24 protein-coding genes and 1 tRNA gene are annotated in these 19,930 nt (G+C 62.9%); all 25 read right to left on the bottom strand.

The genetic code is table 11. The features are described from left to right. Nucleotides 1-2: 2 nt before the first annotated feature. The 25 genes from NYE40_RS10855 to rpsA all read right to left on the bottom strand — a co-directional run bounded on the left by NYE40_RS10855 (nt 3) and on the right by rpsA (nt 19,865). Entirely contained in the window at nt 3-851 is an 849-nt protein-coding gene (locus tag NYE40_RS10855) for a menaquinone biosynthesis protein (RefSeq protein ID WP_339279891.1), read from the bottom strand. Further along, the gene (locus NYE40_RS10850; protein ID WP_339279889.1) at nt 844-1,473 is read right to left on the bottom strand and encodes a flavin prenyltransferase UbiX; all 630 of its coding nucleotides are present in this window, start codon (nt 1,471-1,473) and stop codon (nt 844-846) included. Before NYE40_RS10850 ends, NYE40_RS10855 begins: the two co-directional genes overlap by 8 nt. Then, nucleotides 1,470-2,348 (bottom strand): UbiA-like polyprenyltransferase, encoded by an 879-nt coding sequence (locus NYE40_RS10845; RefSeq protein ID WP_101809040.1) that lies wholly within the window; start codon nt 2,346-2,348, stop codon nt 1,470-1,472. The genes NYE40_RS10850 and NYE40_RS10845 overlap by 4 nt, the downstream gene beginning before the upstream one ends. Further along, nucleotides 2,345-3,064 (bottom strand): demethylmenaquinone methyltransferase, encoded by a 720-nt coding sequence (locus tag NYE40_RS10840; RefSeq protein ID WP_043111591.1) that lies wholly within the window; start codon nt 3,062-3,064, stop codon nt 2,345-2,347. Before NYE40_RS10840 ends, NYE40_RS10845 begins: the two co-directional genes overlap by 4 nt. An 8-nt stretch (nt 3,065-3,072) precedes the next feature. After that, nucleotides 3,073-3,936, bottom strand: a complete 864-nt coding sequence (locus NYE40_RS10835; RefSeq protein ID WP_084137426.1) for a heptaprenyl diphosphate synthase component 1 — start codon at nt 3,934-3,936, stop codon at nt 3,073-3,075. Between the two features lie 99 nt (nt 3,937-4,035). Then, complete coding sequence (locus tag NYE40_RS10830; RefSeq protein WP_028599777.1) at nt 4,036-4,557, bottom strand: hypothetical protein; 522 nt, start codon at nt 4,555-4,557, stop codon at nt 4,036-4,038. Between the two features lie 208 nt (nt 4,558-4,765). Continuing rightward, on the bottom strand, nt 4,766-4,987 hold the full coding sequence (gene mtrB, locus NYE40_RS10825; protein ID WP_028599778.1) for a trp RNA-binding attenuation protein MtrB: 222 nt from the start codon (nt 4,985-4,987) through the stop codon (nt 4,766-4,768). A gap of 86 nt (nt 4,988-5,073) precedes the next feature. Beyond that, a tRNA-Pro gene (locus tag NYE40_RS10820) sits at nt 5,074-5,150 on the bottom strand. Between the two features lie 98 nt (nt 5,151-5,248). Then, a complete protein-coding gene (locus NYE40_RS10815; protein ID WP_028599779.1) occupies nt 5,249-5,524 on the bottom strand; it encodes an HU family DNA-binding protein in 276 nt (91 codons plus the stop codon). A gap of 166 nt (nt 5,525-5,690) precedes the next feature. Then, nucleotides 5,691-6,683, bottom strand: a complete 993-nt coding sequence (locus tag NYE40_RS10810) for an ABC transporter permease (RefSeq protein ID WP_028599780.1) — start codon at nt 6,681-6,683, stop codon at nt 5,691-5,693. Continuing rightward, nucleotides 6,680-8,197, bottom strand: a complete 1,518-nt coding sequence (locus tag NYE40_RS10805; protein ID WP_028599781.1) for a sugar ABC transporter ATP-binding protein — start codon at nt 8,195-8,197, stop codon at nt 6,680-6,682. The genes NYE40_RS10810 and NYE40_RS10805 overlap by 4 nt, the downstream gene beginning before the upstream one ends. A gap of 87 nt (nt 8,198-8,284) precedes the next feature. Beyond that, the gene (locus NYE40_RS10800; protein ID WP_028599782.1) at nt 8,285-9,406 is read right to left on the bottom strand and encodes a sugar ABC transporter substrate-binding protein; all 1,122 of its coding nucleotides are present in this window, start codon (nt 9,404-9,406) and stop codon (nt 8,285-8,287) included. A 326-nt stretch (nt 9,407-9,732) separates the two neighbouring features. After that, the gene (gene spoIVA / locus NYE40_RS10795) at nt 9,733-11,211 is read right to left on the bottom strand and encodes a stage IV sporulation protein A (protein WP_028599783.1); all 1,479 of its coding nucleotides are present in this window, start codon (nt 11,209-11,211) and stop codon (nt 9,733-9,735) included. A gap of 266 nt (nt 11,212-11,477) precedes the next feature. Further along, the gene (locus NYE40_RS10790; RefSeq protein WP_052333426.1) at nt 11,478-12,245 is read right to left on the bottom strand and encodes a hypothetical protein; all 768 of its coding nucleotides are present in this window, start codon (nt 12,243-12,245) and stop codon (nt 11,478-11,480) included. Beyond that, nucleotides 12,242-12,628 carry a 2Fe-2S iron-sulfur cluster-binding protein gene (locus NYE40_RS10785; protein WP_052333427.1) on the bottom strand — a complete coding sequence of 129 codons (387 nt, stop codon included), beginning with the start codon at nt 12,626-12,628 and terminating at the stop codon, nt 12,242-12,244. The genes NYE40_RS10790 and NYE40_RS10785 overlap by 4 nt, the downstream gene beginning before the upstream one ends. Before the next feature lie 16 nt (nt 12,629-12,644). Then, nucleotides 12,645-12,941, bottom strand: coding sequence for a 2Fe-2S iron-sulfur cluster-binding protein (locus NYE40_RS10780; RefSeq protein ID WP_028599785.1), 297 nt, complete (start codon nt 12,939-12,941; stop codon nt 12,645-12,647). A gap of 18 nt (nt 12,942-12,959) precedes the next feature. After that, nucleotides 12,960-13,142, bottom strand: a complete 183-nt coding sequence (locus NYE40_RS10775) for a DUF2768 family protein (RefSeq protein WP_028599786.1) — start codon at nt 13,140-13,142, stop codon at nt 12,960-12,962. 134 nt (nt 13,143-13,276) lie between these two features. Then, nucleotides 13,277-13,552, bottom strand: a complete 276-nt coding sequence (locus tag NYE40_RS10770; protein ID WP_028599787.1) for a stage VI sporulation protein F — start codon at nt 13,550-13,552, stop codon at nt 13,277-13,279. Nucleotides 13,553-13,689: 137 nt separating this feature from the next. Beyond that, the gene (locus tag NYE40_RS10765) at nt 13,690-14,718 is read right to left on the bottom strand and encodes an NAD(P)H-dependent glycerol-3-phosphate dehydrogenase (RefSeq protein WP_052333428.1); all 1,029 of its coding nucleotides are present in this window, start codon (nt 14,716-14,718) and stop codon (nt 13,690-13,692) included. Between the two features lie 10 nt (nt 14,719-14,728). Continuing rightward, nucleotides 14,729-15,328, bottom strand: coding sequence for a glycerol-3-phosphate 1-O-acyltransferase PlsY (gene plsY, locus NYE40_RS10760; protein WP_028599789.1), 600 nt, complete (start codon nt 15,326-15,328; stop codon nt 14,729-14,731). 12 nt (nt 15,329-15,340) lie between these two features. Then, a complete protein-coding gene (gene der / locus NYE40_RS10755) occupies nt 15,341-16,663 on the bottom strand; it encodes a ribosome biogenesis GTPase Der (RefSeq protein WP_028599790.1) in 1,323 nt (440 codons plus the stop codon). Nucleotides 16,664-16,763: 100 nt separating this feature from the next. After that, entirely contained in the window at nt 16,764-16,949 is a 186-nt protein-coding gene (locus tag NYE40_RS10750) for a hypothetical protein (RefSeq protein ID WP_028599791.1), read from the bottom strand. After that, nucleotides 16,942-17,868 (bottom strand): YIEGIA family protein, encoded by a 927-nt coding sequence (locus NYE40_RS10745; protein ID WP_028599792.1) that lies wholly within the window; start codon nt 17,866-17,868, stop codon nt 16,942-16,944. The genes NYE40_RS10750 and NYE40_RS10745 overlap by 8 nt, the downstream gene beginning before the upstream one ends. Before the next feature lie 3 nt (nt 17,869-17,871). Continuing rightward, on the bottom strand, nt 17,872-18,507 hold the full coding sequence (locus tag NYE40_RS10740) for a hypothetical protein (RefSeq protein ID WP_028599793.1): 636 nt from the start codon (nt 18,505-18,507) through the stop codon (nt 17,872-17,874). 104 nt (nt 18,508-18,611) lie between these two features. Next, entirely contained in the window at nt 18,612-19,865 is a 1,254-nt protein-coding gene (gene rpsA, locus NYE40_RS10735) for a 30S ribosomal protein S1 (protein WP_028599794.1), read from the bottom strand. Nucleotides 19,866-19,930 lie beyond the last annotated feature (65 nt).

The raw sequence follows: 19,930 nt of genomic DNA, 5'->3' as shown, positions 1-19,930 counted from the left end.
GTTCACCTGCCTGTCGATAATTGCGGATCGATGAATGCGAGCGACGCCGGCTCGCCGATAAGTCCGAGCTGATGCGCGTAGCGGTAATACAGCTCCAGGCCCTCGCGCAGCTCCGGACCGAAGTCGTAGCGGATCGCGCTGAAGTATTCCCGCCAATAGGCGGGGGAGCCGCCGATCAGCGCGGCCGCCCGCTGGACGAGCGGCTCGGGATCGGCGACGCTCCGGCGACGGCTGTCGAGCAGGTCGCGATGCAGATGGAGCACTTCGTCCGGACGGGAGGCGAGAGCGTCCCGCCGGGCGGCTACGACGGCATAGGTCATGCCGAGGCCCGTCCACTCATGCCACTCCTGGCCGAGGTCCATGACCTCCAGCCCATGATCGGTCCAGCTGGCGCGGATGGCGCTGTCTCCGATGAGCAGCGCCGCGTCGTTTTCCTCGAGCATCGCTTCGAGATCCGGCTGCATGACCGTGTACTGAGGATTGCCGTCGTACCGGAGCGCGAGGATGATCTTGAGCAGGTTGATCGTCGTCGCCGACGTGTCAGTCAGCGCGATCCTCCCTCTCAGCGCTTCGCGCAGCGGTTTTTTGAGGAACAGCAGGAGCGAGCGCACGCGCCCTACCGTCCCGACGGACAGCCCCGGCAGCAGCGCGTAGCTTTGCGGATCCATGCCGTAAATAAACGAGGAAACGGCCGATACGGCGAGCTTCCCCTCCTGCAGCATGCGGTTCAGTCCCGACGGAACGCGGCGCACGATGCGGTAGTCCTCGGTCTCGTCGGGCACGTAATGGAACAGCGGCCAAGTATTCGTGTAGTCGATTCTGCCGACATCGATCGGTCTGCTGTCAGGCACGCCCATCATCTCCCCAGCGGCGAAACAAGTCATGCTCGAACCCCATCAGATCCAGCAGCTTGCCTACCAGAAAATCGATCAGATCCTCCATCGAGCGAGGCCCGTAGTAAAAAGCCGGCATCGCCGGCACGATCGAGACGCCGAGGCGCGACAGCTTGAGCATGTTCTCCAGATGGATCGCATGCAGCGGCGTCTCGCGGGGAACGAGCAGCAGCCGTCTCCCCTCCTTGAGCATCACGTCCGCCGCGCGGGTCATCAGATTGTCCGACGAGCCGTGAGCGACGGCCGACAGCGTTCCCATCGAGCACGGCACGATGACCATGCCCTGCATGCGGTACGAGCCGCTGGCGATGTTCGCGCCGATGTCGCCGCTCGGATACAGCCGCAGCCGGCCGTCGTCGGCCGCCTCGCCGAACGCGCGGCGGATCGAGTCCTGCCGCCGCGCGGCGTCCCAGCCGAGCTCCTCCTTGAGCACCCGCCAGCCGGCGTCGCTGATGACGAGGCCGACCTCGCAGCCGGCCTTCAGCAGCTCCTCGATCAGGCGGACGCCGTAGATCGCTCCGCTCGCTCCGGTGATGCCGACCGCCCAGCGCGCAGGGCGGGCCCCCGCCACGGCGCTCATGCCCAAGCCCTCAGCACGATCAGGTCAAGCAGCGTGAAGGCGAGCATCGTGATGCTGAGCCAGCCGTTCATCGTGAAGAAGGCGGTCTGCAGCCGGCTCATGTCGCTTGGCCCGAGGATGAGATGCTCGTAGAACAGGATGCCGATCGACAGGGCGACGCCGGCCAGATAGATCCAGCTCAGGTCCGTCATGAAGAACAGCGCGACGAAGCAGGCGGCCGTGACGAGATGGAACGCCTTGGCAAGTTGCAGCGAGCGGACGACGCCGAAGCGCGCCGGGATGGAATAGACCTTTTCCTTGCGGTCGAAGTCGATGTCCTGCAGCGCGTAGATCGTATCGAAGCCGGCGAGCCAAAAGACGATGCCGATGTAGAATACCCATGCCGCCGGCTCGAACGAGCCGGTGACGGCGACCCAGCCGCCGAGCGGCGCGAGGCCGATCGTCAGGCCGAGGATGATGTGGCACAGCCAGGTGAAGCGCTTGGCGTACGAATAGATGACGAGGAAGAACACGGCGATCGGCATCAGCTTCACGCAGATCGGATCGAGCCGGGACGCCGCCCAGAAAAACAGGACGAACGAAAGCACGACGAAAAGCACAACCTCGCCGGTCTTCAGCAGCCCGGCTGGCAGTGCCCTTTTTTCGGTCCGCGGATTTTTGAGGTCGATCGCCTTGTCGATCAGGCGGTTGAGTCCCATGGCCGCGCTGCGCGCTCCGAACATCGCCAGCGTGATCCAGCCCGCCTCGGCCCAGCCCGGCAGGCGTCCTTCCATCGTGACGGAGCCGAGCAGCATGCCGATATAGGCGAAAGGCAAGGCGAAGATCGTATGCTCGAACTTGATCATTTCCAAAAAAATGCGTACTTTGCGAATCATCTTCCGTCCGTCCCCTTCGTCCCGATATGAAGCGCCGCGATGCCGCCCGTAAGCGGATCGGCGCTGACCGATTCCAAGCCGGTCCGGCGGAAGATGTCCGCCAGCTCCCGGCGGCCCGGGAACGACTGAAGCGATTCCGGCAGCCATTTGTACTGCTCGTACGACTTGGCCACCAGCTTGCCGACACGGGGCAAAAGATGCTCGAAGTAGAAATAGTAGAGGCCTTTGAACGGCTGCCAGGTCGGCTTGGACAGCTCGAGGCAGACGACCTTGCCGCCCGGCTTGACGACGCGCTTCATCTCCCGCAGCACCTGCTCCAGATCCGGCACGTTGCGCAGGCCGAAGCCGATCGTGGCGAAGTCGAAGCTGTCGTCCGGGTATGGGAGCTGCATCGCGTTGCCCTGCACGAGCGTGATCTGGCCGCCGAGGCGCTCCTGGTCGACCTTGCGCTGGCCGACCTCGAGCATCGCCGGGCTGAAGTCCAGCCCGACGACCCGGCCGGTGCCGCTCGCCTTGGCGATGGACAGCGTCCAGTCGCAGGTGCCGCAGCACAGGTCGATCGCCGTATCGCCGGGTCGGACCGCCATCTTGCGCATCGTGAATTTCCGCCAAGCCTTATGCTGGCGGAAGCTGAGCAGATCGTTCATCATGTCGTACTTCGGCGCGATCTTCTGGAACACCGAATGGACATGGGATTCCTTGGAGCTTGAGTTCATCTGCGTTGTCACCTCGACTCGCCTGCCGTTCCGGCCGCGGCTGCGGCAGCCGGAGCGAGCAGCACATGGACGATGGCTGCCGCCTCCTCGGCTAGCGCCGCCGGAACGATGTCGGACGCGAGCCGCCCGAACCGGGCCGCGCTCTCGCCGAGCTTGTCCGCCAATAAGGCGGTCAGGCCGTATTTTTCAATCCATATGCCCGGGTCGCCCTCGCCCGCCTGCTCCAGCAGCCGGCGGTCGCGCTGCTCGCCGTGCTCCAGCACATGCCACCAGCCCCAGCTGCACGCGAACTCGGCAGCGCCTGCGAGCGCCCGCTTCTCCTCCAGGAGCGTCTCCAGCTGCGCGAGCGCATCCACGAGCCTCGCCCATGCCGGGCGAAGCCGCTCGTCCAGCAAGGACGAATAGCTGTGGAGCAGCACGCCGCGGATGCGGGATTGGCGCTCCACGTATTCCTCCGCCCCGATCCGTCCCCGCTTCATGAGCAGGTAAAGCTCGGTCTTGAGGCGGTTGGACTCGCAGATCGCCTCGCTCAGCCTGCGGATCGTCTCGATCCGCCCGGCGCCGGCAAGCAGCTGGTAGAACCGGCTGCTGAAATAATCTCCGGCAAGGACGCGCAGCTGCCGCTGGCGCATCTGGCGCATGCCGCGGTCGCCGGATTCCGTGTCGACCCGGTCATGGGTGTCGAGACCGAGCTGCACGAGCGAGGATGCGAGCGCATGCAGCTCCTGCGGCTCTCCGTCCGCTCCATGCTTCAGGAAGCAGCTGAGCAGCCGGGCCCGCGCATCGGGAAACGGAGGCAGATCGGCGAAGCGCTCGATCATGTCATGCTTCGTGTACTTGCCGGCTAAATCGGGTATTCGGTAATCTGTCATGAGGGAAGCCTCCGAACCTGACGGCGAATCTTGGGCCGTTCCATAATCTAAATTAGTATACCACAAATGACAGGGAGCCGTACAAACGGCCGCCTCCGCTCAGCGAGCGGGGCGGTCGGCGTCGAAATAGACGAGCCGGAGGCGCGATTGCCACAAACGGTCGCCGCGCAGCGAGATTCCGCTCCAGTCGGCCAGCTCCCGCTCGCCGATCCAGGCGTCCGTGCGGCGCAGGTCGGCCGCCGCGGAAAGGCCGCCGCGCTCCGACTGCAGCCGCGCCAGCAGCCTCGTCACATTGGAGCTGCGGACGAAGCAGAGCTCGGCAAGCCCGCGCAGATCGTCCCGCCAGCGGATGTCGCCGAGCTCCCCCTGCTCCGCCCGCAGGTCGACGCGAAGCACGCTGCCGCTCCATTCGACTCGCTCGAGCCGGCTTCCGAGCCCCAGCGACTGCAGGCTGTCGACCAGATTGGACTGGCCGAGCGCCGCCGGCAGCTCCGTCCGGAACGCCGGCCGGTCGGGCTCCCCCGATCGCCCGGGGCCGATCGGCAGCAGCGCGAGCAGCAGCATCGCTCCTCCCGCCGCGGCCGCGGCCGCGGCCATCCGCATCCATCCTCCCGCTCTCATCGTCCGCGCCTCCCTCCCGGCGGCCTGCCGGACGGCAGGCTGTCCGCCTCTCTTCTAGCCAGTATACGGGAGGGACAGCCGTTTCATGATCGATCCGCGGGGCGGACAAAAGAAAAAGCAGGCTCGCGCCTGCAGCTTGCTGCCGAACTTACGCCTGCAGCCTGATGCCAGGCTAACCTGCAGCCTGATGCCAGGCTTACGCCTGCAGCTAATCCCCCGAGTCCACCGTGCCGTAGCGGGTCATGATCGTCGCCCGTCCCCGGATCTTGATGGCGGAGGTGTGGTCGGTGAACTGCGCCAGCAGCACCTCGCCCTTGTCGAGCTTCTCCGTATGATGAAAGCGCGTATCCGTGCCGCGCGTAAGTCCGATGACCTGCACGCCTTGATCCTTCGCTTTGATGACGATGTATTCTCCATGCAGCTGATCCATCATGCATGCTCCTTTCCGCAGGGGGATGCCCTCTAGAAAAAACTGCTCTCCCGATCGGCGTCAGGAAAGCAGCTGCTCGTTATGTATGGTCGGAGTAACAGGATTTGAACCTGCGACCTCACCCACCCCAAGGGTGCGCGCTACCGGGCTGCGCCATACCCCGATGTCACAAGCCGTGACAAGGAAGAGTCTACCTGAAGGGCGGAGAGGTTGTCAATAACAAAAAACGTCCGAATGCGGTCATTCGGACGGCGGAGCGGTTCAGTTGGAAACCAGATCCTTGAGCGATTTGCCAGGCTTGAACGCCGGCGTCTTGCTGGCGGGAATGTCGATCTCCTCGCCCGTTTGCGGATTCCGTCCCTTGCGGGCTTGGCGTTCGCGCACCTCGAAGTTGCCGAAGCCGACGAGCTGCACCTTGTCGCCCGATTGAAGGGCATCGGAGATGGCTTCGAACACGGCGTCGACCGCTTTCGTCGCATCCTTCTTGGAAAGCTCCGCGACCTCGGATACTTTGTTGATCAGATCGGTCTTGTTCAATGATCTCACCTCCTGTAGTTTCTCACCTTATCACATGGTTTTGCCTTTTCCTGCAAAAATATACCTGCTCAGGCGGAACAAACTTATACTAATACAGCCGCAAGCGGAATACAAGGGTATTTTTGGGCGGTACGAAAGCCCTCTCCGCCCTGCTGCGGCGCGGCATTCACGCCTTGCGGCGGTTCAGGTGGATGAACGTGATGGCAAGCGCGAGCACGAGCACTCCGCCTTTGATGAAGTCGTTGGAATAGTAAGGCACGTTCATCATCGTCAGCCCGTTGAGCAGCACGCCGATGAGCACCGCGCCGAAAAAGGTGCCGATGATGTTGGGCCGTCCCGCGCCGAGCACCGAGTAGCCGACGAACACGGCCGCGACCGCTTCCATCAGGATCGGAGCGCCGGCGCCGGACTGGCCGCTGCCCGTGCGCGCGGCGAACAGCAAGCCGCCGACGGCCGCGAACAGGCCGGACAGAACGTACGCCGTCGTGCGGATGCGGCGGACGCGCACGCCCGAGAGGCGAGCCGCCTCCTCGTTGCCTCCGGTCATCTCCATCTGGCGTCCCATGCGCGTATAGGTGAAGAACACGAACACCAGCACGAACGCGACGATCATGAGCGCGACCGGCACCGGCACGCCGAGCAGCTCGCCCTGTCCGAGCCAGAGGAAGGCCGGGGAGATCGTGCCCGGAGCGGAGGAGCCGTCCGGCATGATCATGTTGCTGTAGATCGAGTTGCCTTTGGTGAAGATCTGCTGCAGGCCCGATACGACATACATGATCGCGAGCGTCGCCAGCAGATCGGGGATGCGGATGCGCACGATCAGCAGCGAGTTGACGAGACCGACGGCCGCGCCGATCGCCAGCGAGCCGATGATGACGACCGCGAGCGGCATTTCGTACCAGACCATGAGCGCGGTCGAGAACGCGATGACCATCGAGACGGTCGAGCCGACCGACAGGTCGAAGCCGTCGACCGACAGCGAGAAGGTGACGCCGATGGCGACGAACGCCGTGATCGAGATGGACCTCAGGATCGAGGCCAGATTGTCGTAGGTGAAGAAATGCTCGTCCCAGAGCGAGAAGAACAGGATGACCAGCCCGATGACGATCAACGAGCCGTATTTGAAGATGAAATCGGTCAGCTTGGCATTGGCTCTCATGAGGTCCCTCCCCTTCCTCCGCTGGCGTGGATGAGAAGCTCCTCCTGCGAGGCTTCTCCGCGCCCGAATTCGCGCACGATGGCGCCGTCGTACATGACCAGGATGCGGTCGGCGATGCCGATCGCCTCCTGGAATTCGCAGGTCAGGTACAGCACCGCCTTGCCTTGCTGGGCGAGCGTCCCGATGACCTGGAAAATATCCCGTTTGGCGCCGATATCGACGCCTTTGGTCGGCTCGTCGAACAGATAGACCGAGGCGTCGGTCGGAATCCATTTGCCGATGCTGACCTTCTGCTGGTTGCCTCCGCTGAGCGTGGAGACGGACTGGCCGTAGCCGGACGTCTTGATGCCGAGCCGGGCGATCAGGCTGTCCGCGCTTCGCTGCTCCCGCCGGCGCGACAGCAATCCGCCGCGCAGCAGCTTGCCGAGCGTCGGCAGCGTCAGGTTGCGCAGCACGGTGTCGCTGGCTATGATGCCCTGGCGCCGGCGCTCCTCCGGCACGAGCGCGATGCCGCCGCGCACCGCATCGGCCGGCTGCGCCGTCCGCACCGGCTTGCCCGCGACGCGCACCTCGCCGCCGCTGGAGGCGTCCGCTCCGAAAATCGCGCGCGACAGCTCCGTCTTGCCGGCGCCGACAAGGCCGACGACGGCCGTAATCTCGCCGCTGCGCACGTTCAGGTCGACGCCTTTGACGCGGCTGCCGCTGCGCAGTCCGCTCACCTCCAGCAGCATCTCCCCGATGTCGGCATCCAGCTTCGGATATTCGTCCTCGAAGCGGCGGCCGAGCATGGCGAGCGCGACATCGTCCGCGTTCGTCTCCGCTGCCGGCTTGGTCCAGATGCGGCGCCCGTCGCGCATGACCGTCACGCGGCTGCACAAGCGGAACACCTCCGGCAGCCGATGCGTGATGAAGACGATGCCGATGCCTTCCGCCCGCAGCGCCTCCATGACGCGGAACAGCCGCTCGGCCTCCTCCAGGCTGAGCGGCGCCGTCGGCTCGTCGAGCACGACGAAGCGCGCCTGCTCCGTCAGCAGCCGGGCGATCAGCACGAGCTGCTTCTCAGCAAGCGTCAGCTCGCCCGCGCGCTTGTGCAGCGGAATGTCCGCCCCAAGGCGGCGAAGCGTCTCGGCCGCCTCCAGATGGAGCGATTTCCAGTCGACCCAAAAGCCGGCTCCGGCGGCCGAATGCCGGTCCAGCATGATGTTCTCCGCGACGCTCAGTCCCGGCACGAGCGCGGTGTCCACCTCCTGGTAGACGCAGTGGATGCCGAGCTCCTTGGCCGCTTTGGGACTGTCGATGCGGACGGCGGCGCCGTCCAGCTCGATGACGCCACGGTCCGACGCATAGGCTCCGGAAAGGATCTTGATGAGCGTGCTCTTGCCGGCGCCGTTCGCTCCGAGCAGCGCGTGGATTTCGCCGCCGGCCAGCTCAAGATCGACGCCGTGCAGCGCCGGCACGCCGGAGAACGACTTGGCGATGCCCGACAGCCTCAGCCGTGAAGGCCGATTGTCCATTTCTTTCCCCTTCCTTTCCTGCCGCAGGCGGAAAAGCAGCGAAAGGCGGCCGGCGGCCGCCTTCCCCTTTTGCCTGCGAACGGACGTTTACTTGTCCGAGCGGCCCATCCACTCGGCAATGCCCTGCTCGCTCTTGCCCCAGCCCTCGACGTATTCGCCGAGCTCGGTCGTGTTGATCTTCTTGTCCTTCGGCAGCGCGTCGCGCGTCACCATGACGGCCTGCAGGACAACCTTGTCGTCGGTCGGGTCGCCGTGCAGCTTCTGGTACAGGTAGCGGGCCTGCACGCGTCCGATATCCTTCGGATCGACGGCGATCGAGGCGACCCACGGGGAGTTCTCGTCCTGGATCAGCTGCAGGTCCTCGTCGCTCATGTCGATGCCGTACACCTTGATCTCGTTGCGGCCGGCTTGCTGGATGGCGCGCGTCGCCCCTTTGGCGAACTCGTCCCACGACGCCCACACCGCCGAGATGTCGCCTTTGTTCGGGTATTGCTTGAGGATCGCTTCCATCTGGTTCTGCGTGTCGAGCGCCGGCTTGTCCGCCGTGCCGAAATGCGCGATCTCCTTGATGTCCGGATTGGCGTCCATGAACGCCTTATAGGAAATCTGACGGCGCTCCATCGGAGCGAAGCCGGCCACCCATACCTTGACGATATTGCCTTTGCCGCCGATATCCTCTTTCATCTTTTCGAGCAGCTGCTTGGCCATCTCCTCGTCGCTCTGCTGCAGCACCGTCACGCCGGGAACGGTCAGGTTGGCGTCGAACGCCACGACCGGAATGCCCTTGTCGACCGCCTTCTTCACGCCGGCCTCGAGCGCCTCGGCCGTGCCGTGGTCGGTGAGGATGCCGTCGAAGCCGCCGTTGACCGCCGCATCGAGCTGAGAAGACATGTTCGCCAGGTTGTTGCCGGCGGCCTGCACCTGCAGCGTGCCGCCGAGGCTTTCGACCTGCTCCTTCACGCCCGCGACGTACTGAGCCGAGAACGCGCCTTCGTTGAACTGCATGATCAGCGCGATCTTTTTGCCCTTGAGATCGTCATTGCCCTCGCCGAGCGTCGCCAGAATCGCGTTGGATGGCTTGACCGCGCCCTCGCCTTCGTTCGCCGGCGCGCCGCCGTTCCCTCCGTTGCCGCCTTTGCTTCCGCATGCCGCCGTCGCCAGCATCGCTGCCGCCGCTGCGACCAGCATCGTTTTTCTGCCCCACTTCATCTCTCTTCTTCTCCTCCTGCACGACCGCGCCGCCACTGGCGGCAAGCCAAGTATTGACCTCATCATAGCATGTTTACCAAGCAAGTCAATCGGAATTTACATCTTTTATGTCGAAAAACATCGAATAAAAGAGCTATGAATAATTATAGAACGGGACGGTCGAGATGCAAGCACTTTTTTATGAAGCGGTTTCGATTTTCTAGTCGATCATAATAGGAATTATCTATAGGTTTATAGATATATCGCGAATCTCATCTCGCCGTAAATAGAAGAAGCCGAATGTCGGCTGACATTCGGCTGTTGAAGATGCTGCATATTTATGCGAATCAGAGAATAATCGCGATCAACCCGCCCGAGCCCTCGTTGATGATGCGGCCGAGCGTCTCCTGCAGCTTGTAGCGGGCGTTGTCCGGCATCATGGCGATCTTGCCCTGGATGCCTTCGCGTACGATCGAGTGGAGCGAGCGGCCGAACATGTCGGAATCCCACACCTTGATCGGATCGTTCTCGAAGTCCTGCATCAGATAGCGCACGAGCTCCTCGCTCTGCTTTTCCGTGCCGATGATCGGCGCGAACTCCGACTCGACGTCGACCCGGATCATGTGGATCGACGGCGCGGTCGCCTTCAGCCTCACGCCGAAGCGGGAGCCTTGGCGGATGAGCTCAGGCTCGTCGAGCTGCATCTCGGCCAGCGTCGGAGCGGCGATGCCGTAGCCCGTCGTCTTAACCATTTCCAGCGCCTCGGCGAACCGGTCGTACTCGCGCTTGGCATGGGTGAAGTCCTGCATGAGCTGGAGCAGATGATCCTTGCCGCGGATCTCGACGCCTACGACCTCCATCAGGATCTGGTCGTACAGCTCGTCAGGCGCGTACAGGTCGATCTCGGCCACGCCTTGGCCCATGTTCATATCGCTCAATCCGGCGCGCGAGATGAAGTCGTATTCCATGAACTGGGCGACCACGCGGTCCACGTCGCGCAGCCTCCGGATGTCCTGGACCGTATCGCGCACCGAGTTCTCGTAGTTGCTGCGGAGCCAGTGGTTCTCGCTGAGCACCATGACCCAGCTCGGCAGGTTGACGTTCACTTCATGCACCGGGAATTCGTAGAGCACCTCACGCAGGACGGAGGTCACTTCCTCCTCGCCCATGCTGGCCGCGCTCAGCGTCATGACCGGGATGTCGTATTTCGCCTGCAGCTCGCCGCGCAGCTGGAGCGCCTCGTCGCTTTTCGGCCGCGTCGAGTTGATGATCAGCACGAACGGCTTGCCGACTTCCTTGAGCTCCGCGATGACGCGCTCTTCCGACTCCACGTACGAGCTGCGGGGGATCTCGGCGATCGTGCCGTCGGTCGTCACGACGACGCCGAGCGTGGAATGCTCCTGGATGACCTTGCGCGTGCCGATCTCGGCCGCTTCCTGGAACGGGATCGGCTCCTCGAACCAAGGCGTCGTGATCATGCGCGGGCCGTTCTCGTCCTCGTAGCCTTTGGCGCCGTCCACCGCGTAGCCGACGCAGTCGACCAGCCGCACGTTCACCTCGAGCCCTTCGGCCACATGGATGCGGACCGCCTGGTTCGGCACGAACTTCGGCTCCGTCGTCATGATCGTCTTGCCTGCCGCGCTTTGGGGCAGCTCATCCACGGCGCGCACGCGGTCGACCTCGCTCGTGATGTTCGGGAGTACGGTCGTTTCCATGAATCGCTTGATGAAGGTCGATTTGCCGGTCCGGACCGCGCCGACGACGCCGAGGTAGATGTCCCCGCCGGTCCGTTCGGCGATGTCCTTGAAAATATCCACTTTTTCCACTTTCAGATCCCCTCCCAATCGATTATCCGGTTCGTCGCCTTCCACCGGTCAAGAGGGCAGGCAAGCGACGCAACTCGTACATGCTGTGGACTAGTAATAGCATATTGTCCATCCTTCCGGATTATGACGGTTGCGCCAACCAATCTTGCATCCCGATCCGGACCGACCCGACCTTTCAAGAATGTATGATATGCCCCGGCCGAATCGAAAAGAACCTCTCTCCTGCAGGATGCCCGGGCATCCTGCAAGAGAGAGGTTCAAAGAGGTCAGGACGGGTCCGGCTGCGGAACCGGCTCCTGATCGATCAGATGATAGACCGGCGATTTGACCGGCACGAAGTCGGTGTCCTCCGCCAGCAGCGAGCGCAGGTCGACATCGGGCCCGATCGATTTAAGTCCGCGCTTTTGAGCCGCACGCATCAGATCGGGTCCGTAATCGGCGTAGACCTTGCCCCGCTCGTCCGCCATGAGCGACAGCGCGCCGCCGGAATAGACGCTCCGCAGCTTCGGCTCCTTGAGGCCGAGCTTGCCGTAGTCGATCCGGTAGAAGCCTGGATAAAGGCTTTCTCCGAGCGGAACGGCTCCTCCTCCGCGGACGAGACGGGCGATCTCCGCCTGCATGTCGTTCACCGCCTGGAACACAGGCAGCGGCATCAGCTTGACGGTCGGATCGGTCTCCTCGTTCTGGATGAGGAAGTAGTAGCTTCCGCCTTTTTCGAACGAGGCGGCCGGCAGCTCCGACAGATAGCGGCTGCGCTGCAGCTTGCCGAAATCGACGGCGAACTTCTCGTAAGCCGGCGTCTCCGCCGTTGCGTTTTTGAGCGGAAGCAGTCCCGTTTCCTGTTGATACAGGTCGACGACCGCCTGCACGCCGGCGACGGCGTCCTTGGCCGGCAGCTGGTTCTGGCCGAGCTGCTCCCGAGGATAGAGGCAGCCCGACAGCAGCGTCGCCATGCTTGCGATCGCCGCCGCCGCCAGCAGCCGCCTGCCTGCAGCCTCGATCCGCGCGGCGCTTGCCGCAGTTGCTTTGTTCATTGGGGTTCCTCCTGATCCTTCATGCGAAAAGAACGCAGCCAGCTGTCGTCGTCCTCTTCGGCTTGACGCTCGAGCTGACGGCGCACCGCCGCCTTGAGCGGGTCTTCCGGCAGCACGGCGTGGCAATCGCCGACCGCTCGGCATTGGCAGCCGAGCCGCGTCTCTCCGCCCTCGCCGAGCTTATGCCGCTCCTGCGGCGTCGGCCGGGACAATCCGGCCTCGCCGTGCTCCGGATGCACGCCGAGCTTGCACATGAGGCAAGCGGCCTTACCGCCGCAGCGGACCGCGATCGGCCGTCCCGCGAGCCGGGCCGCTTCCAGCAGCGTCGTGCCCGGGCGCACCCGCACCGATCTGCCCTCAGGCCAAAACGTGACTTGGACCACGCTTCCCGACTCTCCTTTAGAAATAAGGCTTGTGGCGCACTTCAATGACCGCTTCGTCGGAGCGGACGACCGCTTGACAGGAAAGGCGGTAGCCCTGATCAAATTCCTCCGGCTCCAGCCTGTCCCACTCGGCGTCGGTGACCGGCTCGAGCTGATCCATGCCGTCCACAATCAGGCAGCGGCAGCGCGCGCAGGTGCCTCTCCGGCAGGAGGAGCCCCACTCCGCCTTCGCCTTCAATGCGAGCTCGAGCAGCGTCGCGCCCTTGACCGCCGGCGTCTCCGTCAGTCGGGTGCGCCCTTGCAGCTTGATCACCTCGAATCGCCTCCCTGTCTACGCAATGATGGAAAATACGCCCAGCAAAAAGCCGATGACGAGCAGCACGAAAGCGATCAGCGAGAGCGCTCCACGCAGGATGCCTCGCGTCTTCGCGCGGGCGAACGTAATCATCAGAGCCGAAATGACCATCATCCCGATTCCGATCAGAGAGATCCACATGACTGTCATCGGATCCATCTTCCGACACTCCCATCCCTGTTCCGACGGAGCTCGGCGGCCACGCAAAGCTTGTCCGGCAACGGCCGCGCGAAAGGCCGGCACTGCCGCGGCCGCGGCGGTACCGGCCCCAATTCTCTCCGTACGGAATACCTTTATTTTTTGATCATCATCTTCATCAGCGTCTCCAGGTTCCCCATGCTCATGCCGCTGCTCTTGACCGCCTTGACGATATCGTTCATCGTCTGCTCGGATACCGGAACTTTGGCCATGCTGGCGACCTGCTTCACCAGCTTGCGGAGCTCTTCCTCGCTCTGCATCGTATCCGGCGTGACGCCGCTGGCAAGCTTCTTGACCTGATTTTCGGTAATGTTCTTGCCCGTCTTTTTGTTGACCGCGCTCAGGATGTCCTTCGGCGAGTTCTTGCCCATCGTGTCGCCCTCCCCAGGAATGATGGGGCTATAGACGCCGGGTGGATCCGGCGGCATAACCGCTCTGCCATCATCCTATGAGCGCAGGCGCCGGGAGGTGCGGGCGAGCTGCCCGGAAGGACAGACGCCCGGCCGGGCTAGAGCTCGCCGGTGCGGTCGCGCAGCATCAGGCTCTCTACCGCCTCGCGCGGAGCCTTGTTCTGGAACAGCACCTCATACAGCTGGTCGGTGATCGGCATCTCGACGCCGTAGCGGGCGGCGAGCGAGCGAGCCGATCTCGTCGTGCGCACGCCTTCGACGACCATGCCGACCTTAGCGAGCACCTCGTCCAGCGACAGCCCGCTTGCGAGCAGCGAGCCGGCGCGCCAGTTGCGGCTATGCGGACTCGTGCAGGTCGCGACGAGATCGCCGACGCCGGCGAGGCCGGCGAACGTCATCATGTTCGCCCCCATCGCTTGGCCGAGCCGGCCGATCTCCGCGAGTCCGCGCGTGAGCAGCGCGGCCTTGGCGTTGTCGCCGAAGCCGAGGCCGTCGGACAGTCCCGCTCCGAGCGCGATGATGTTCTTGATCGCGCCGGCGACCTCGACGCCGATCACGTCCCGGTTCGTATAAACGCGGAAGCAGGAGTTGATGAAGGCGTCCTGAGCCTGCTCGGCATAGCCTTCGGCCTCCGAGGCGACGACGACGGTCGTCGGCAGCTGCTTCACCACTTCTTCCGCATGGCTCGGTCCCGACAGCACGACGATCGTCTCCAGCGGGCGTCCAAGCTCCTCCGCCAGCACATGCGACATGCGCTCCAGCGAGTCGATCTCGAAGCCTTTGGCCGCGTGGACAATGACCGCATCCGGATCGAGCAGGGGAGCGGCCGCCGAGGCGACCTGGCGCATCGCCGAGCTCGGAGCCGCGAACAGCACGAGCCGAGCGTCCTTCAGCGCCTCCGCCATGTCGGTCGTCGCCGTCAGATTGTCCGGCAGCGCCGCTCCGGGCAAGTATTTCGTGTTGGCGTGCGAGTCCCGGATTTCTGCGGCCTGCGAGGCGCTCCGGGTCCACATGACGACTTCATGGCCGTTCGCCGCCAGGACGGCGGCCAGGGCCGTGCCCCAGCTGCCGGCGACGAGCACGGCCGCTTTTTTGAGCTCGCGAGGCGAGCCGTCCGTTTGCTTCATAGCGGCCCCCTCATGGCTTTTTTGCGCCAAGCTTGTTCTCCGTGCCCTTGTACAGCTTGACGAGGTTGCTCCGATGCCGGACAAACGCGAACACGCACAGCACGGCCGATGTCCAGAAGATCGGTCCGATGCCGATCAGAAGAAAGATGGATAATGGCGTCAGCAGGGCGAAAACGAGCGAGCCCAGCGAGACATAGCGCGTGATGGCGACGAGCAGGATCGCGATGATGCCGGCATACAGCGAAGGTATGAAAGCAAGCGAGACCATCGCGCCGATCATCGTCGCGATGCCCTTGCCTCCTCGGAAGCGGAAGAAGATCGGCCAGTTGTGCCCGGCGATGACGGCAAGCCCGCAGACGGCGGGCAGCCAGTCGACGTCCGGAGCGGCCAAGCGGCCGATCCATACCGCGGCGACGCCCTTGAGGATGTCAAGGACGAACACCGCGATGCCGGGACCTTTGCCGAGCACGCGCAGCGTGTTCGTCGCCCCGGCGTTGCCGCTGCCGTGATGGCGGATGTCGATGCCCTTGAAGTAGCGGGCGATCAGAATGCTGAACGAGACGGAGCCTAGCGCGTAGCTGGCTGCAATCGCAAGGATGGTTGTCAGCAAGGCCATTCTCTCCTAATCCTCGTCCGACTTCCGGCGGGTGAACAAGCGGACCGGAGTGCCTTCGAAATTGAACGCGGCGCGGATCTTGTTTTCCAGATATCGCTCATAGGAGAAATGCATGATCTCCGGCGCGTTGACGAAGATGACGATCGTCGGCGGCCGCACTGCGACCTGGGTGACGTAGTTGATCCGCAGGCGGCGCCCCTTGTCGGTCGGCGGCGGATTGATCGCGACGGCATCGGAGATGACGTCGTTGAGCAGATGCGTCTGGATGCGCAGCGCATGCTGCTCCGAGACGTGGTTGATGACCGGCAGCAGCTTGTGCAGCCGCGACTTGGTCAAGGCGGACAGGAAGACGATCGGCGCGTATGTCATGAACAGGAAGTGGTCGCGGATGTTCTGGGAGAACAACTGCATCGTCTTGTCGTCCTTGTCCACCGCGTCCCACTTGTTCACGACGAAGACCGACGCCTTGCCGGCTTCGTGGGCATAACCCGCGATATGCTTGTCCTGCTCGATGATGCCTTCCTCGGCATTGATCAGGATAAGCACGACGTCCGCGCGCTCGATCGCCTTCAGCGACCGCATGACGCTGTACTTCTCGGTCGATTCGTACACCTTGCCGCGCTTGCGCATGCCGGCCGTGTCAATGAGCACGTAGCGCTGTCCGTCCTTTTCGAACGGAGTGTCGATCGCGTCGCGCGTCGTGCCCGCGACATCGCTTACAATGACGCGTTCCTCGCCGAGCAGCGCGTTGACGAGCGACGATTTGCCGACGTTCGGGCGTCCGATGAGGGCCACCTTGATGACATCCTCGTCATACCCGTCTTCCTCGAGCTCCGGCAGCTTGGACACCGCTTCGTCGAGCAGGTCGCCGATGCCGGTGCCGTGCGAGCCGGAGATCGCGATCGGACTGCCGAATCCGAGGCCGAAAAACTCATAGATATCTTCCATTCGGCCATGGTTGTCGACCTTGTTGACCGCGACGACGACCGGCTTGCGGGAGCGGAACAGCATCTGCGCCACTTCCTCGTCGGCCAGCGTCAGTCCGGTCTTGGCGTCCACCATGAAGATGATGACGTCCGCTTCCTCGACCGCGAGCTCCGCCTGCATGCGGACGGATTTCATGATCTCGTCTTCGCCGTCCAATTCAATTCCGCCAGTATCGACGATACTGAAGGATTTTCCATTCCATTCACCGGTTCCATAGATCCGGTCACGCGTGACGCCGGGCTTGTCCTCCACGATCGCCAGGCGGTCGCCTATGACCCGGTTGAAGATCGTGGATTTTCCCACATTCGGCCTGCCCACGATAGCTATTACGGGTCTTGCCATAACATACACCCTCTCAAAAATTCTCACGCCTTCCATCATAGCAAAAAACAGCTGAGTTGGCTAACTTTTCAGGCTCCTCGCCGCAAGACGAAAGACCGGATCAGCCTTTATGGTCGACGAGGATGTAGCTTCCATTCTTGAGGTCATGAGCGTTCGCATCGAGAATCTTCTCCAGCAGAAACGCCGTCTGCTCCGCTTTTTCCGGCTCGTTTTCAATGAATACGGGCGCGCCTCCGCCGAGCGTCGCGTCCGCTTTCGAGCTGACGACCGCCACGATTCTAGCCATTGTCCTTCGCCTCCTGGTTGACGCCGGCCTTGGAAGGCATGCGCACCGCCGTCTCCAGCAGCGGCACCCTTCCCGCGATTTCAAGCGCCTTCGATTCGTCCTTCTCATGCGGCAGGATGAACACGCCGAGCCGGCCGGAGTCCATGTCCAGCTTGGCCATCGGCAGCAGCGCCGGCTCGCCCGTATCGCGATGCACGCCGAGAATCGTCGACAGATCGTAGAGGATCGCCTGCCGCTGGCCGATGTTGGACAGCGTGACCCGTCCATTGGCATTGCGCGGAGCCAGCACGAGGCCGAGCCCGCGCTCGCGGATGATCTGCTGGTCGCTCTCCAGGCCGACGTTCATGATGTAGATGTCGTCCACATACAGATCCGGTCCGTCCATCCGCAGCTCGCCGGCCTGCACGTCCGCGATATGGGACACCGACTTGCCGGAGCGCAGCTTCCATACCGCCGCGAGCGCAAGCAGCCCGCCCAGAAGGCCTGCCCAGACGTTGATCGCTACCGAGCCTAAGCTTGCCGTCATCGCCGCCAGGATGACGAGATAGTTTCTTCCCTCGAATACCATCGCTATGCCTTCGATATAGGATGTGCCGCGTGAAACGAGCTCCATCGAATCCATCTTCGACAGCGTCTCCCGCTCCATGTTGCGGACGTCGCGGAACTGCTGGGCGGCTACGGTCAGGAACGTGATCGCCGTCAGGTTTTTCTGGTACAGCGCCGGCACCGCGACCGCTCCGAGCGCGGACGCGATGAAGCCGAGCGACAGATGGATGATCTGGCCATGCGGGAACGTCGGGTACTGGCGATAGTCGGAGCGCAGCAGCAGCAGCCGGGCAATGACGCCGAAGCCGATGCCGATCAGCACGGAGGCGACCATCTGGTTCGCTTCAAAATAGTCCTGGATCTGGCGAAGCATCGGCTACACCTCTCTTTCGGGTTGTCGTTCGCGCCCCGCCAGCAGGCGAGCGAGCTGGCGGGCGGCCGCTGCGATCGCCAGCGAGGACAGCCTGCAGGCGGCAGCCGCCAGCGCAAGCCGATCCCACCCTGCCGCATCGCCGACGGCGACCGGTCCCTGCCAGCTGTCGGCGAGCAGCGGATAAAGGGAGACGAGCGTCGCCGCTCCCGTCAGAATGACGAGCTGCGCCGGCGCCCGAAGCGACAGCAGCGCGGCCAGGGCGCCGCCGATCAATGCCGCGTCCCAGCCGCTGCGCGCGAGGACGAGCTGCGGCGCAGCCAGAAACAGGCTGTCCAGCCAGATCAGCAGGAAGCCGAGCAAAAACGCGCATCCGAGCAAATAAAGCCGGTCGGATGCGCGGATATGCCGCTGCAGCGTCCAGAGAGCAAAGAAAACGAGAGCGATCGCCGCTCCGTTCACGACGAGCTTGCTCCCCAGCGGAATCCATACGGGCGAGAGCGCGCAAAGCACCGCCAGCGCCGCCGCTCCATGCCTCGCCTTCAGTCCGCCGGCCGCTTCTTTGTTCCAGCCGCTTGCCAGCAATATGAGCCCGATGAGCGCGACCTGCGCCGCTGCGAATCCATCGCTGATGGCCGCCATTGGCTTCACCTCCACCCGGCTATTATGCGCGTAGCGGCGGGGGATTATCAGCCAAAAAAGCCCTGTTTCGCCAGAAGGCGAAACAGGGCTTTTGGAAATGACGATTAGTTTTTGAACTTGCTCAGCTTGTCGCCGAAGCGCTCGCCGAGGTTGAAGCTCATGCTTTGGTTGCTCAGGGAGACGTTCGGATTGTCGATCTTCTCCTTGAAGCCGCCGCGGTCGGAACGCTCGCGAGCAGGACGCTCGGAACGAGGAGCTTGCTCCGGAGCTTCTTCCGTTTCTTTGATGCTCAGGCTGACGCGCTTCTCGGACGGATTGAAGTCGAGGATTTTTGCCTTGACTTCTTGGCCTTCCTTGAGCACTTCCTGCGGCGTAGCCACATGGCGGTGAGCGATCTGCGAAACGTGCACGAGACCTTCGACGCCAGGCGCGATCTCGACGAACGCGCCGAAGTTCACGAGACGGCGAACCGTACCCGTTACGATGTCGCCCGTCTTGAACTGGCCGTTCACGGATTCCCAAGGACCCGGCTGAGCGGCTTTGATGCTGAGGCTGATCTTGCCGACGGAAGGATCCAGCTTAAGCACCTTCACGCGTACCGCTTGGCCTTCGGAGACGACATCCTTCGGATGCGCCACATGCTGCCAGGACATTTCGGATACGTGCACCAGTCCGTCTACTCCGCCGATGTCGACGAATGCGCCGAACGGAGTCAGGCGTTGCACCGTGCCTTCGAGCTCTTGGCCCACTTGCAGGCTGTCCATGACCTTTTGCTTGTTTTGCTCGAATTCCGCTTCCAGAACTTCTTTGGCGGAGAGGATGATTTTGTTGTTCTCGCGGTCGATTTCCTTGATCTTCACTTTCAGGGTACGGCCTTTGTAGTCTTTGAAGTCTTCGACGAAATGACGCTCGACCATCGATGCCGGAATGAATCCGCGTACGCCGACGTCAACGACAAGACCGCCTTTGACTACGTCTGCAACCGTCACTTCGAGAACCTCGCCGGCTTCGAACTGCGCTTGCAGGGAGTCCCAGGACTTTTCTGCGTCCACTGCTTTTTTGGAGAGCAGCAGCTTTTCCTTCTCGTCATCGATCGTGATGACCTTGAGGGTCAGCTCATCGCCGAGCTTGACGGCGTCGTTCGCGCTGTCCAGCTGAACGGAGCTCAGCTCGCGCAGCGGAATGATGCCGTCATATTTATAACCGAGGCTTACCGTAGCCTGGTTGTCTTCGACTTTCACGATGGTGCCGGTTACGATGTCGCCCTTTTTCAGGGTGACGATGTTCTCCAGCTCATCCTGGCTGAGACCTTGCTGAGATTCTTGGACAGAGTCCTGGATTTTTGTTTCTTCTGACATCGAAATTACCTCCTCAGTTCATACCCCAACTTTATTTAAACCCAAATTGCACTGTTGAATCAGGA

The organism is Paenibacillus sp. FSL W8-1187, from assembly GCF_037965485.1.
Classification (GTDB): Bacteria; Bacillota; Bacilli; order Paenibacillales; family Paenibacillaceae; genus Paenibacillus_O; species Paenibacillus_O pasadenensis.
Note: the sequence above shows the minus strand (reverse complement) of the source record. Positions and strands in the feature narration are given on the sequence as shown.

Excerpts from the sequence above, each read along its gene's own strand:
- NYE40_RS10850 (WP_339279889.1), bottom strand. The coding sequence starts at position 1,473 with ATGAGCGCCGTGGCGGGGGCCCGCCCTGCGCGCTGGGCGGTCGGCATC.
- NYE40_RS10845 (WP_101809040.1), bottom strand. The coding sequence starts at position 2,348 with ATGATTCGCAAAGTACGCATTTTTTTGGAAATGATCAAGTTCGAGCAT.
- NYE40_RS10840 (WP_043111591.1), bottom strand. The coding sequence starts at position 3,064 with ATGAACTCAAGCTCCAAGGAATCCCATGTCCATTCGGTGTTCCAGAAG.
- NYE40_RS10835 (WP_084137426.1), bottom strand. The coding sequence starts at position 3,936 with ATGACAGATTACCGAATACCCGATTTAGCCGGCAAGTACACGAAGCAT.
- NYE40_RS10830 (WP_028599777.1), bottom strand. The coding sequence starts at position 4,557 with ATGAGAGCGGGAGGATGGATGCGGATGGCCGCGGCCGCGGCCGCGGCG.
- mtrB (WP_028599778.1), bottom strand. The coding sequence starts at position 4,987 with ATGGATCAGCTGCATGGAGAATACATCGTCATCAAAGCGAAGGATCAA.
- NYE40_RS10810 (WP_028599780.1), bottom strand. The coding sequence starts at position 6,683 with ATGAGAGCCAATGCCAAGCTGACCGATTTCATCTTCAAATACGGCTCG.
- NYE40_RS10805 (WP_028599781.1), bottom strand. The coding sequence starts at position 8,197 with ATGGACAATCGGCCTTCACGGCTGAGGCTGTCGGGCATCGCCAAGTCG.
- NYE40_RS10800 (WP_028599782.1), bottom strand. The coding sequence starts at position 9,406 with ATGAAGTGGGGCAGAAAAACGATGCTGGTCGCAGCGGCGGCAGCGATG.
- NYE40_RS10790 (WP_052333426.1), bottom strand. The coding sequence starts at position 12,245 with ATGAACAAAGCAACTGCGGCAAGCGCCGCGCGGATCGAGGCTGCAGGC.
- NYE40_RS10775 (WP_028599786.1), bottom strand. The coding sequence starts at position 13,142 with ATGGATCCGATGACAGTCATGTGGATCTCTCTGATCGGAATCGGGATG.
- NYE40_RS10770 (WP_028599787.1), bottom strand. The coding sequence starts at position 13,552 with ATGGGCAAGAACTCGCCGAAGGACATCCTGAGCGCGGTCAACAAAAAG.
- NYE40_RS10765 (WP_052333428.1), bottom strand. The coding sequence starts at position 14,718 with ATGAAGCAAACGGACGGCTCGCCTCGCGAGCTCAAAAAAGCGGCCGTG.
- der (WP_028599790.1), bottom strand. The coding sequence starts at position 16,663 with ATGGCAAGACCCGTAATAGCTATCGTGGGCAGGCCGAATGTGGGAAAA.
- NYE40_RS10750 (WP_028599791.1), bottom strand. The coding sequence starts at position 16,949 with ATGGCTAGAATCGTGGCGGTCGTCAGCTCGAAAGCGGACGCGACGCTC.
- NYE40_RS10745 (WP_028599792.1), bottom strand. The coding sequence starts at position 17,868 with ATGCTTCGCCAGATCCAGGACTATTTTGAAGCGAACCAGATGGTCGCC.
- NYE40_RS10740 (WP_028599793.1), bottom strand. The coding sequence starts at position 18,507 with ATGGCGGCCATCAGCGATGGATTCGCAGCGGCGCAGGTCGCGCTCATC.
- rpsA (WP_028599794.1), bottom strand. The coding sequence starts at position 19,865 with ATGTCAGAAGAAACAAAAATCCAGGACTCTGTCCAAGAATCTCAGCAA.